The organism is Siphonobacter curvatus, assembly GCF_002943425.1.
Taxonomy (GTDB): domain Bacteria; phylum Bacteroidota; class Bacteroidia; order Cytophagales; family Spirosomataceae; genus Siphonobacter; species Siphonobacter curvatus.
In genome coordinates, this window is the sequence record NZ_PTRA01000001.1 from 54,849 (window position 1) to 67,748 (window position 12,900).

General features: G+C 48.0%; 9 protein-coding genes. 4 read left to right on the plus strand and 5 right to left on the minus strand.

Translation table 11 applies throughout. The features are described 5' to 3' along the window. Window positions 1-28: 28 nt before the first annotated feature. Window positions 29-748 (minus strand): phytanoyl-CoA dioxygenase family protein, encoded by a 720-nt coding sequence (locus C5O19_RS00210; protein ID WP_104709401.1) that lies wholly within the window; start codon window positions 746-748, stop codon window positions 29-31. Between the two features lie 4 nt (window positions 749-752). Then, window positions 753-3,647: a glycoside hydrolase family 3 N-terminal domain-containing protein gene (locus tag C5O19_RS00215; protein ID WP_165795899.1), complete on the minus strand. Its 2,895-nt coding sequence runs from the start codon at window positions 3,645-3,647 to the stop codon at window positions 753-755. 345 nt (window positions 3,648-3,992) lie between these two features. On the opposite strand from C5O19_RS00215, the gene mutL reads away from it, so the two are divergent. The 4 genes from mutL to porT all read left to right on the plus strand — a co-directional run bounded on the left by mutL (window position 3,993) and on the right by porT (window position 8,490). Continuing rightward, on the plus strand, window positions 3,993-6,056 hold the full coding sequence (gene mutL, locus C5O19_RS00220) for a DNA mismatch repair endonuclease MutL (protein ID WP_104709403.1): 2,064 nt from the start codon (window positions 3,993-3,995) through the stop codon (window positions 6,054-6,056). Between the two features lie 178 nt (window positions 6,057-6,234). After that, on the plus strand, window positions 6,235-6,771 hold the full coding sequence (locus tag C5O19_RS00225) for a hypothetical protein (protein ID WP_104709404.1): 537 nt from the start codon (window positions 6,235-6,237) through the stop codon (window positions 6,769-6,771). Between the two features lie 210 nt (window positions 6,772-6,981). Beyond that, the gene (ubiE, locus tag C5O19_RS00230; RefSeq protein ID WP_262509713.1) at window positions 6,982-7,704 is read left to right on the plus strand and encodes a bifunctional demethylmenaquinone methyltransferase/2-methoxy-6-polyprenyl-1,4-benzoquinol methylase UbiE; all 723 of its coding nucleotides are present in this window, start codon (window positions 6,982-6,984) and stop codon (window positions 7,702-7,704) included. Window positions 7,705-7,710: 6 nt separating this feature from the next. Beyond that, entirely contained in the window at window positions 7,711-8,490 is a 780-nt protein-coding gene (gene porT, locus C5O19_RS00235) for a type IX secretion/gliding motility protein PorT/SprT (protein ID WP_243406288.1), read from the plus strand. Between the two features lie 81 nt (window positions 8,491-8,571). Here the strand turns inward: porT and ftsZ are convergent, their stop codons facing one another. The 3 genes from ftsZ to C5O19_RS00250 form a co-directional block, all read right to left on the minus strand. Continuing rightward, a complete protein-coding gene (gene ftsZ / locus C5O19_RS00240) occupies window positions 8,572-10,089 on the minus strand; it encodes a cell division protein FtsZ (RefSeq protein ID WP_104709405.1) in 1,518 nt (505 codons plus the stop codon). Between the two features lie 120 nt (window positions 10,090-10,209). Beyond that, window positions 10,210-11,766 carry a cell division protein FtsA gene (ftsA, locus tag C5O19_RS00245; protein WP_104709406.1) on the minus strand — a complete coding sequence of 519 codons (1,557 nt, stop codon included), beginning with the start codon at window positions 11,764-11,766 and terminating at the stop codon, window positions 10,210-10,212. A 253-nt stretch (window positions 11,767-12,019) separates the two neighbouring features. Then, on the minus strand, window positions 12,020-12,826 hold the full coding sequence (locus C5O19_RS00250) for a cell division protein FtsQ/DivIB (protein ID WP_104709407.1): 807 nt from the start codon (window positions 12,824-12,826) through the stop codon (window positions 12,020-12,022). Window positions 12,827-12,900 lie beyond the last annotated feature (74 nt).

Consider the following 12,900-nt stretch of genomic DNA (forward strand, 5'->3'; position numbering starts at 1 on the left):
GTTATAAAGTTTTGGGAACGTAGATGAATCAGAAAGGAAAACACTGTTCTGACCATTGCAGAGGTTTGGGTAGAGCCTCGTTACTGAATTCCAGATGAATCACCCGGCGTCGCTGCTGATTGGTAGTACGATTGGACGCGTGTAGTAAGAGCGGCTTCATAAGCATTACGGCCCCCGATTCTACCGGACAGATTTCTTCCGTTTCCTGCTGCCAATCGATGGCTTCGGGTCGGTACACCCCTTTGCAATGCGATCCCGGAATCACTTTTAAGGCTCCATTCGATTCAGTCGTATCGTCCAGGTGAATACGAATCGTTAGGTTATTTTCCAGGATTGTCAGCGGAGGCTGTACGGCAAACTGATTTTGCTTCACCGTCCAGGGACCGAAGCCTTCCCAATCTATTTTCTGATCCACAGAAATGGTTAAGTCCTGGTGATAGGCAACAAACCAGTTCGACTGTTCGGGTTTATCAAAATAGATGGACTTAACGAGGAAAGCATTTTTGCCCAATAGTTCCTCTACTAAAGCATTGAAAGCGGGCTTGAACAACAGAGGCTGTACGGCAGGCACTTCCTTTAGAAACTGCCGGATGGCAAACAGATCAGTCGTCTTGCGGAAGGTTGGTTTCGCCGGATCTACTTCCGCTACGTGCCGCAGAATCGCATCGATTTCCACGGCATTGAAAAGAGGCTTGGTAATGGCGTATCCTTTATCTGCCAGTTGCTGTTTCAGCGAAGTATATTCCATCGGTTTACTTCTGCGAAATAATAGACGTTTCAATCGCCTCATACGCCGCATCCATCACTCGACGCCGGATTCGCAGGCTGGTAATCAGATTATTGTTGGCGTTCGGATGGACGCGATTGGAAAGAAAAATCAGCACCAGATCGGTCGCCGGATCAGCCCAGACTAGCGTTCCCGTGAAACCCGAATGGCCAAAAGCCCGGGGTGAAGCAAAAGAAGAGATGTACGCATTGCCATTGGCGTCGGGTTGCCGATCCCAACCCAGTCCCCGATGGCTACGAAGCGTATAGTTATGCGAAAACATGGGCACTGTGGAGGGCAAAAAGTACCGTCGCCCACCGTAATACCCGTTCTGTAAATTCATCTGCATTAGAATCGCCAGATCGTTGGCCGTACTGAACAAACCCGCGTGACCCGATACACCGCCCTGAATAGCCGCATTCTGGTCGTGAACGGTGCCGCGAAGCAGGACTTCTCGAAAGACCCGGTCGTCTTCCGTTGGAGCAATTTTCCAGTCGCTTACCCCATTCCAGAGCGGACTGAAAAGGGTATTGTACATGCCCAGTGGTTCGTAAAAGGCATCCTGTACCAACTCTTCCAGCGGCTGATTGGAAACCTGCTCGACGAGGCGACGCAACATAATCAGGCCCAGATCGGAATAGATAAACTTGTACTGACCCCGACGATCACGTTGCCCGGTCATCGGGCTATTTACTACCCATTTCCAAACGGAATCAATGGTAGCAGGTTTGGTCCACAGGTCGCGGGCCACCAGCAACGTATAGTTCAGGGTATCTACCCGTACATCGAAATCGGGACTGAAAATGCCTTGGGGTTTGGTACGTTCCCAGAAGGGCTGATACGCCAGCAGACCCGACTGGTGCATCAATACGTCGCGAATGACCAGGTGTTCTTTCGACGTTCCTATCAGTTCAGGCAGGTAATACGATACTTGCTGATTGAGATCCAGAAGCCCGTTTTCGTTGAGTAACATTACGGCCTGTAGCGTAGCGGCTACTTTCGTTACCGAGGCTAGGTCGTACAGAGTGGTATCCCGAACGGGCTCGAACGGAGTGAGGTTGTAGGTAAGTTTTCCGTAGTTTTTCTGCCAGACTACGCGGCCTTTGTGAGCGACGAGTACCTGTCCACCGGGGAAAGCTCCCTTCCGGATCGACTCATCCATAATGGCATCAATGCGTTGCAGTTTGCCTGAATTCATTCCCACTGTTTCGGGCTGACCGTAACTCAGTCGGCCAATGGCCTGGGTAGGCAAGCCGTGTCCTACTGGAAACAAACCTTCAACCGATACCGGCAATTTACCCAGAGCCGGAATGGCTCCGAAGAGTACCTCCGCTACTGCCATTTGAGCGTAGGGATCGCCTTCGTAACCGCATACCAGCGTCGGTACCGTCGGGAAATATTTCAGGCTATAGGGGTTGCCAAAGGCACAAACGACTACGCGGTTACCCCGCTTCACCAGTTGCTTGATAAATTCTACCGACGCCCAGGAAACCCCGTAGTTCTGAGCCACCTTCTGCCGCATTTCGTGCAGACTGACAATGACCACCTGACTGGAATCGACTTTGGCCAGCATTTCCGCAAAAAAACGCTCGTCGGTTTTGGTACCGTTGGCGTAACACGTTACGTTGGCGTATTTGCGTAAGGTGTTCTGGAAAACGTTACCATCGCTTTCGCCAATGGCAATGGCACTCAGTTTCAGGGTATCTAGTTGGACGAATGGAATTAGTGACTGGTCATTCTTGACGACCGTTACCGCATTTTCGTACAGTTGCTGCCGCAAGGCTTCCGACTGCGGCGTTTTCAATTCTTTAACCAGCGTCTTACTCACCGGAACCGCCTGATACGGCACCAGTCCGACCCGATGTTTCGCATACAGAATTTTCTGGACGCGGCGGTTAATTTCCTCTTCGCTAATCTGGCCGCTTTCGATGGCCTGCTTGATTTTTTGTACGGAAGCTCCCACGCTTTCGGGTTGCAGTAATAGATCATTACCCGCCAGTAAGGCCTGTAAGTTGGCTTCCGGAGCGAGTTTTCCCTTCGTCACGCCCCGCATATTCATGGCATCCGTCACCACCAGTCCATTGAACTTGAGCTGATTCTTTAGCAAATCCGTAACGATGGGGGCCGAAAGGGTAGACGCAATGGGTCGGGATTCGTAGGCCGGTACTTCCAGGTGAGCGACCAGAATACTCGCCACACTGTCTTCGATTAAAGCCCGAAAGGGCGGCAGCTCAAACTGATTGAGACGGGCCAGATCGTGCGTGATTTTGGGTAAGGTACGGTGTGAATCGGTATGGGTATCGCCGTGGCCGGGAAAATGCTTGGCACAGGCTAGTACGCCCGCTTCCTGTAAGCCTCGGGCGTAGGCCTTTCCTTTTTCGGCTACGTTTACGGGATCTTCGCCGAACGAACGGTACCCAATAATCGGATTGAGCGGATTGGAGTTAACATCTACGACCGGGGCAAAATTCATCTGTACACCAATGCGTTTACACTGACGACCAATTTCCCGCCCCATTTCGTAAATCAACTGATTGTTTTGAATGGCTCCCAGGGTCATCTGATGCGGAAAGGACGTACCCAACGCCAGCCGCATCCCTAAACCGTTTTCAGCATCCAATGAAACGATGAGGGGAATCCGCGACTGCCGCTGATACCGATTGCTCAGTTCAGCCTGTGAATACGGGTCTCCCTGAAAAAAGATTACCCCTCCAACATGATACGCTTTGATGAGTCGATCAATGGTCGCGTAGTATGATTCATACCGATTGGAGTACGTACCAATGACAAAAAACTGGCCGATCTTCTCGTCCAGTGTCATGCTCGAAAGGGTACTGTCCACCCATAGCTGAGCGGCCGAAACTCTGGTAGAATCCAGCATCGGGTTCGTCAGTACGAGGGAAGAGACCGGTTGACTTTCCGTACTTACACGTTCAATAGATTTCGGGGATTTCCAAGCCGTCAGAGCCCACAGAACACTTAATCCCAGATAAACTAACTTATTCTTCAACATCCTGATCATCAATACGTACTACGAGAACGCGAAAATATCTCTAAAGTATGAGTTCAAAACATACATATTTCAAAAATTCGGTTCGCTTTTACGAGGGATTTGGACGAAATTCGCGTTTCTACAGTATCCAACACACCCGATTAGGAATTCATTCAGAGTCTTTTTCGGAATCATACATTCATTCGGAAGACCCATTATAAGCCGATTTTTTTCATGCAAGATATAATTCAACTCCTGCCCGATTCTATTGCGAACCAGATTGCGGCGGGCGAGGTCGTACAACGACCCGCATCGGTAGTGAAGGAGTTGCTTGAAAATTCCATCGATGCAGGGGCTACGCAAATTCAGTTGCTGGTCAAAGACGCGGGTCGTACGCTGATTCAGGTTATTGACAATGGTATCGGAATGTCTGAAACCGACGCCCGGATGTGTTTTGAACGTCACGCTACCTCTAAAATCCGCACGGCAGAAGATTTGTTTAAAATCCGTACCATGGGTTTCCGGGGTGAAGCGATGGCATCCATCGCGGCGGTATCTCAGGTCGAATTACGCAGCCGCCGGGAATCGGATGAACTGGGTACGCACCTGAAAATTGACGCTTCTGAACTGAAAACGCACGAGCCTTGCCAGACGCCCGTTGGCACGAACATCTGCGTGAAAAATCTGTTTTTTAACGTTCCGGCTCGTCGTAACTTTTTGAAATCCAATCCTGTAGAGATGCGTCACGTACTGGACGAATTTCAGCGGGTTGCTTTGTCGTATCCCGAAGTGAGCTTCACATTACACCACGGCGAAACGGAAGTATACAATTTGCCGGGGGGCAAAATGTCCCGCCGGATTGTTGATTTATTCGGGAAAAACTACCGGGAACAACTGGCAGATACGCGAGAAGAAACCCCATTCGTGAAAGTATCGGGCTTTATTGGGAAACCGGAGTTTGCTAAGAAAGTACGCGGCGAGCAATTCTTTTTCGTCAATCAGCGATTCATTCGCCATCCGTACCTGCACCACGCCGTACTGAGTGGTTTTGAAGGACTCATTCCCGAAGGCAATCATCCCTTTTACGTACTCAATATCGAAATCGACCCGGCTCATATTGACATCAACGTCCATCCGACTAAAACGGAAATTAAGTTTGATGACGAACGCTCCGTATACGCGATTGTGCGGGCGGCGGTGAAACGGGCGACGGGTGTATACGGACTGGCTCCGGCCATCGACTTTGAGATGGACGTCAATCTGCTCAACCCGGCTCAATCGCTTTCGTTTCAGCAGAAAGACTACGCCAGTCACTTCGACGCGTCCGTTCGCGAGAATCGAAAAGTTACCGACGAAGAACAAGTTCCCAGCCGTGACTCGTACGCTTCGCAGGCTTCCCGACCCCCGGTTCCTAAACGGAATGTCAGTAGCTGGGAAAAGTTGTTTGAAGGACTCGAAGGCCCGATTAAGGAAGAGCGTCACAGTATTTTTGCTATTCCCCCCGATATTATTCCCAGTGTAAAACCCTTCACGCCACCCGCTCCCGAAGCTGCTCCGGAAGAAGAAGCGATTTCGGTAGGATCCAGCATTACTTTTCAGAGTAAGGCCAATCGGCTGCCGATGGAAGAGTCGCCTGCCGAACCCCTTGAAGAAACTCCGCAAGAGTCTGCCCACGAGCAAACCTTCAGTTCGAAAGCGACGCCCCGTCCAGCGGCTAAAGCTCCTTTACTGGATTATGAACGGATGCTGTTTCAGGTGCATAATCGCTACGTACTCTCGCAGGTAAAGTCAGGACTCATGGTGATTGATCAAAAGGCGGCTTACGAACGCATTCTGTACGATAAGTACCGGGGTTCCCTGGAAAAGCGTAATGCAGCATCCCAGCAATTGTTGTTTCCGAAAACAGTCACCCTAAATCCGATTGATTTTCAATTGGTACTCGAAATTCAGCAGGAAATCCGGGCTTTAGGCTTTGATTTCGCTGAAATTGGAAAAGATGCGTTCATCCTGTACGGTATACCCGCCGAAGTGATGGATGAAAATGAAGAGGATTTATTCGAAGGCTTATTGGCTCAGTTTCGACAACATTACGCCGAATTGAAACTGGACCGACCCGAAGCCTTGGCCCGTTCATTTGCCAAGCGTTCGGCGGCTCGCTACCTGACCCGTTTATCTGCCGAAGAAATGAGTGCTCTGGTCGATCAGTTGTTCGCTTCGAGCAATCCTTCCTACACGCCCGGAGGCGATCCGACCTTTACTATTCTGGGACTTGAAAAACTCGCGGGTTTATTACGGTAATTATACGTTGATAGCATTCATTCGTAGCTCAGGTCTGTTTATGGCCTGAGCTTTTTTGTGTTCAGAAACAAAAGTTTACCTTGTTTATGCAACAATGTTGCAAAGTATGCTACTTTTGTAACGAATTTGTTCCACGTTTACCGAAAGGAAAATTTCCGTTCGCAAACTTCAACGTTTTATGCAAAAGAAATTCTGGCTGTATTTGCCACTCCTTGCCTTAGTTACTTTAGCCTCCTGCAAAAAAGAGGATGATCCGGAACCGGATGAAAACGAATTGATTACGACCGTAGAATTAACGCTGACGGGTAATGGTACTTCAAAAGTGTATACCTGGAAGGATGTAGACGGGGAGGGCGGAAATGCTCCCGTAATCGATTCCATCGTGCTGGCGAAAGATCAGACGTATACGTATGCCTTACGTTTTCTGGATGAATCCAAATCACCGGTAGAGAATGTAACGGAAGAAATTAAGGAAAGAGATTATGAACACCTCGTGGTGATGACGCCCAGTCCAGTTGGCTCGATGACCGTTACGATTACGGACAAGGATCGTAATAACCGACCCGTTGGGTTGGTCGGAGAAATTAAAACCCAGGCTACGGCGGTAAAGGGAAAATTGAAAGTACAGCTTCGGCATCAGCCCGGGGTAAAGGATGGCTCTCCCATTCCCGGCGATGACGACGCCAATGTCGATTTTGATGTGGAAATCAAATAAAACGCTTCGGTACGGCTGATCGTTTTGTACGAAGGTCTTCCGAAAACGTTTACTTGGAAACAGCGGCTTCTTTGGAGTCGCTGTTTTTTTGTACCTCGTAAAAATCATTCGTGCGAAGTCACGTACCTTTGCCGAACTTTCCCGGGCAAACCAGCGTATAATGTTATACAGCAAGCCTATGATTTTCAGGTCATTTAAATTCTAGCAGACGTGGTCGTACCTTATAAAGAAGAGCAGAATAGCAGCAAAAAGGAACAGGTTGCCAAAATGTTCGATAACATTTCGCACCGATATGATTTCCTGAATCACTTTCTGAGCCTCGGGATTGACATTCTCTGGCGGAAAAAAGCCATTCGTTTACTCAAGCCCGAAAAACCCCAGACGATTCTTGATATTGCTACGGGTACGGGCGATTTTGCCTTGGAGGCTCTTTCGCTAAAGCCGAAGAAAATCGTAGGCGTAGACATTTCAGCGGGTATGCTGGCTCACGGTCGGGAGAAAATCAAAAAGCTGGGTCACGACGACATCATCGAATTACAACTGGGGGATTCAGAAAAGCTGCCCTTCCCGGACAATTCTTTTGATGCTGTGATCGTTTCTTTCGGCGTACGGAATTTCGAGAATCTGGGTAAAGGTCTATCCGACATGAACCGGGTCTTGAAGCCGGGCGGAACCTGTGTTGTACTGGAATTTTCTAAGCCGAAAGGTTTTCTTTTCAAGCACCTGTACAACTTTTATTTTAAGTACATTACGCCAACGATTGGAGAGTTCTTTTCGAAAGATCGAGCGGCATATAGTTATTTGCCCGAATCCGTTCAGGCATTTCCGGATGGTAAGGATTTTCTGGCGATTTACGAACAATCCGGTTTTCGCCAAACCCGAGCTATCTCTTTGACCTTTGGTATCAGTTCTATCTATCTAGGAAAGAAATAATAATTTATGGCGATTGCGTTTCGAGCTATTAAAGTACAGACTTCCGCGGATCATGTTTCCGGCTCTTCTTCTTTTCAACGCTCAACGCTCCCGGGCCTGATTTTTATTTTTATGGTGTTGGGTATGCCCGCCGTAAAAGCTCAGAATACGATTTATCAGCGAAAACACCTGGAGTTTTACGATGATAAAACGGTTCACTACGGGTTTTTCTTTGGTCTACCCAATACGCGTTTTCAGGTCAAACACTCTGACCAATACAATACGCAGGATTCGGTCCGTTCGATGCATTCACCGAATTCCATGGGTTTCCGGATGGGTTTTTTGATGAACGTGTACCTGAGCCCACGGCTGGATTTCCGATTTTCGCCGCTAACGCTTTCGATTTACAGTCGTCCTGTAGATTTGACGTACACGAACGGTACTGAACAGCGGTTAACTCGCGAATCGACTTGGGTAGAATTTCCTTTCATGCTGAAGTACAAATCCGAGCGGCGAGGGAATACGCGGATGTACGCCGTGGCTGGCTTCCGGGCCGGACTAGAAGCGAACGTACGGAGAAAACAGAATATCAACCGGGGCGTAGGACAGCTAGCTACCCGCTCGGCCGATTTTAGTGTGGAATACGGGGTTGGTCTCGAACGCTTCTTCGAATATTTCAAGTTTACACCGGAGTTACACTTTTCGCACGGTATTGCAAACTTAATTCAGCCAACGAATTCCGTAGCAAACCGGGGCATCAGTCGACTGACTTCGCATACGGTAACGATTTATCTGATGTTTGAATAAACGGAACCGTCTATAGATTGTCTATACAGTAAAAAGCCCGGCAGACTTCTATCTGCCGGGCTTTTTTATTGAATGATGAATCTAGTCGTTCAAATTATAATGATTGACTTTCTCGCCGTTCAGAATGACCATTAAATCAGCTAAAGGAATATTCTGACGAATGTATGCGGGCGTTTCCAGATCCGCTTCCCAACCCTGATCGGGGTGGTTGAGCTTATGGACGAACTCCTGAATCATTCGGGCATTGGACGAACTGAGGTCTTCTTCCCGCCAGATTTCCTGCTCAATGTGTTTAACCTTATCTTCCTCATTCAGCGTAGGAGAAGGAGCTGTAAACGGAGAAGCCATGACTGGTGTTTCTACCACTGCTTCCGGCATTACGGACGAAACCTCGGGCGTAAATGAAGCTTCCGGTGTAAACGAAGCCGAAGCCTCTGGGGTATCGCGACGATACTCGTTGAATCCGTAATTAGCTACCGGTAAAGGGGCCGCTTCAACCACGGGAACAGGAGGGGTCACTACGGGAGCGGAAACCGGCTGGTTCTGATACGATGGCAGCTTCGGAGCTTGACTCACTGGCTCATCCATTGGACGCTGGTAGACTGAGTTACCGGGCAAATCAAAACCAGCCGCAATGATCGTAAACCGCATGGCTTTACCCAAGCTATCGTCAGGTATCGGGCTGATTTTTAGTAAGCGAGCTTTGCCGCCAATACGATCTTCGATGAACTTGGTGATGGCTTTCTGTTCCATCATTCGCATTGGGCAATCCTTACTATAGGAGATCGTGATCAAGATACGCTTGGCACCTTTGATATCACGATTATCGAGCAGAGGTGAGCTCAAAGCTTCTTCAACGCAGGTGACGGCACGATCATCGCCTTCAGCCGTGTACAAGCCAATTACGGCCTGTCCAGCACCTTTCAGGATGGTCTTGACGTCATTCATATCGGAGTTGATCTTACCGGACTTGGTAACGATCTCGGAAATACAACGGGCCGCATTAGCTAAGACATCGTCGGCTTTGGCGTAAGCCTCATCGACGGTCATGTCTGGATAGAGCTCCAGCAGTTTTTCGTTTAGAATAACAACGACTGTATCGCAGTACTTCTGTAATTCGCGGATACCCTCGCGGGCTTGGGCAATTTTATCTTCACCCTCATCATCGAAGGGAGCAGTGACTATAGCTACGGTTAGAATGTTCAGGTCATTAGCGATCCGGGCAATGACTGGAGCCGCACCCGTACCCGTTCCTCCGCCCATACCAGCCGTAATGAAGAGCATTTCCGTATTGTCCTCAAGGACTTTTCGGATTTCTGCTTCACTTTCTTCGGCGGCAGCCCGACCCTGAGCTGCGTCCATTCCCGCTCCAATACCTTTCTGGTTGACGCTCTGATTCCCTAACTGAATCTTGTAATCAATGGGGCTTTCGTCAAGGGACTGGCGGTCCGTATTACAAACGATGAAGTCTACGTCTTCAATCGTTTGGTTAAACATGTGTCGGACCGCATTGCAACCTCCACCGCCTACACCAAATACCTTAATGTACGAGCGAAAATGCTTGACGGAGCTAAAGGAATAATTATGATCAAGAAGCATACTATTGAGGTTGGTTACGTAAAGGCTTAGTACCTCAACGCAATGAGTTTAGTCCGGAGGTAAAACTTTCAATTCAGGGGATAAACAGAAAATCAAACGGCCAAGACCGTTTGATTTCTACTATACAGTTTTGGGTTCCCAACCGTCGGGACGTTGACCATTCCGTGATTCAAATTCATCTCGGAAGATGGCTTTGTACCAGGAGTTTAAATCCATGCGTAATCGCCACCATTTCCATTCCTGTTCAGGTTCGGTTTGTGGTTCAGGCTCTTTGGTCGGTTCTTTTGTTTCTGGATTCCGGGGAGGTTCGGGAGGTCGTGGCGTATGGCCATTATTACCATTGGTATAGCTACCGTTACTGCCATTCGATCCATTACTAGGCACCGGACTGTGATGTTGACTGGTCGTATACGTATGCGGACGTGTAGGTACGGGTGCCTGAATAGGCGAGGGTACCGATACGAGCGATTCGTATAGCTCATCGCGGGGATCGAGTGAACGGAAGCCCAAACGAACGAGGCCCAACGCCGTTGCGTACGAAAGGTTATTCGTCGTTTCAGGTTTCTGTTTGTTGAAACCCTGATTTGGACGACCTACCTGTACGTGCATGCCCGTTACGGAGCGGAATACCTCCTGAATGCTATCCAGGCGAGCACCACCACCCGTCAACACAATACCCGTTTTGATTTTACGCTCGAAACCGGCGTGGCGTACCACGGCTGCTACAAACGTAGCAATATCCTTCACGCGAGCCTCAATGATGACGGCTACGTTTTTCAGCGAAACATTTTTCGGAGGTAGACTTTCCAGTACGTTCGGAACGGCTACTACCTCATTTAGGCGAACTTCCTTGTGCGTGGCCGTACCAAAGCGGAGTTTTAAATCTTCCGCTACGTTTTCTGATACGTCACAACCAATTTCGATGTCTTTGGTAATGGCTTTTCCACCTACTGGGAATGAAGCAACATAGCGTACTAGTTCACCCTGTACGATTACTACGTCCGTCTTCCCAGCTCCAATATCGACCAGTATAGCTCCGTGTTCTTTTTCTTCATCACTCAGCACAGCCATCGTTGAAGCCAAGGAAGCCAAATACACATGTTTGGGCGGAATGTTGCTCAAACCAGCCCAATCCAAGCTTTTCAATAGCGTACTTAAAGGCTTCAAAGGCATGGTAATTACCTGAAACTTACCTCGTAGGTGAGTTCCGGTAACGCCTACAATATGGTAATGCTCTTCAGAATCTCCGTCGACGCTATACTCTTGTGGTAATACGTGCAAAATGGCAGAACCGTCAATTTTTGTACGGCCTACACTCCCCAGTAAGCGTTGCAAATCATCATGACGTACTTCATCACCCTCAGATACGTAATCCCGTGAGATATCACTAATCTTTGGTATACAGGCAACCTGGTGACTAGCTACACTGATAAAATACTGGTTCGGGGTAACGCCTGCCTGTTCAATGGCTTCTGCCAGTGCTTTTTTAATGAATTTGCTGACAAAGTCAGGGTTGAGAATAGCTCCTTTGGTGACAAGATTCTTAAATTTCTTATCCTTGAATTCAACCCGACTAACGCCACGCACGTCCAGTTTTTCGTCGTGATCTTGTTGACCGATCACGACGCAGACTTTGGTCGTTCCTACATCAATCCCGCAAACAATCTTTTTCTCCATACGGCACAGCTTTAGGGTTGATTGGTGTTATTGCTCATCAATTTAGTCTAGTAATTATGGCGGTTAATTACAGGAATCCTACGGTGGTTTAAAGTAATAAAAAAAATAGGATTTTGACTAGGATATTTTTATGTGTTTTTCACTTAAAATTCTCAGTATGACAGCCTTCCGAATAATTTAAGCACTAGCTCCTTCATGTAAAACTTGAGCATAAGTGGTCTTGAAAGCTGACATTCTTCTCTTTAAAAAAATGCTATTGGCCAATAGCCATTAAAGTGTCCGTTTTAGTACAAACGAGTTGATTTTTATAACGAACGCTTACTTTCGAAAAACTTTTCCAACCACGTAAAGGCAAAATTTCTCGAAAAAACAGATTTATCTTCTGGAACTTCACGTCCCGAGCCGTAGCTGGACCATATTCGATAGCCGTATCACCTACTTGAGGCCAGAGCGTTATATTTCCTTCCGCGTCTACTTCCATCCATTCTAGCTGAGCCCGCCAAAGCGAATCCGTTTGAATCGCCTCAATTAAATGAAATAGAGACGTATCCTGCCGGGCTCTCAAATGATTTTTCCGTTCAAAATACGGGCCCGAAAGCAACATTACCCGAGCCGTGTACCGCTCCGAAAGCGGCATAAACCGACCTTCTTCGTTTAAATATCGATCTAACCCATTATCGGGTAAATCGGTTTGAATAAGCCGGGCAATGGGACGGTGGGTTTGTACATGTACTTCCAGCCAACCCCGTAAATTCCGGGCAATCTGACAATCTTTTACCAGTGGACTCGACTTTACCCGACTTTCCAGAAAACTCAGATCAATCTTTTCAAATGATTTTCCTTCTAAGGGCTTTCTGCCGAATTCCGAAAGCAAATTCTTAATGTCTTGCTGCGATAACAAAGGCGTTTCCTTGCTGCCTTCATTAAGCGTAATCGTTACTTTTTCACAGGGCTGGGAAGCGTACCAGTTCTCGGCAAAAGCTACCAAAAGGCCGACCAACAGGACTCCCAGGACGACCTTTACCCAGTTTCTTAACCGAAAGATAGAAAACTTCTCCAAGTCCTTAGGGCCTGAGTTTCAAAAATTATTCTATGGTAATTAGGAAAGTCTATACCGATTTTTCCTAATTTATT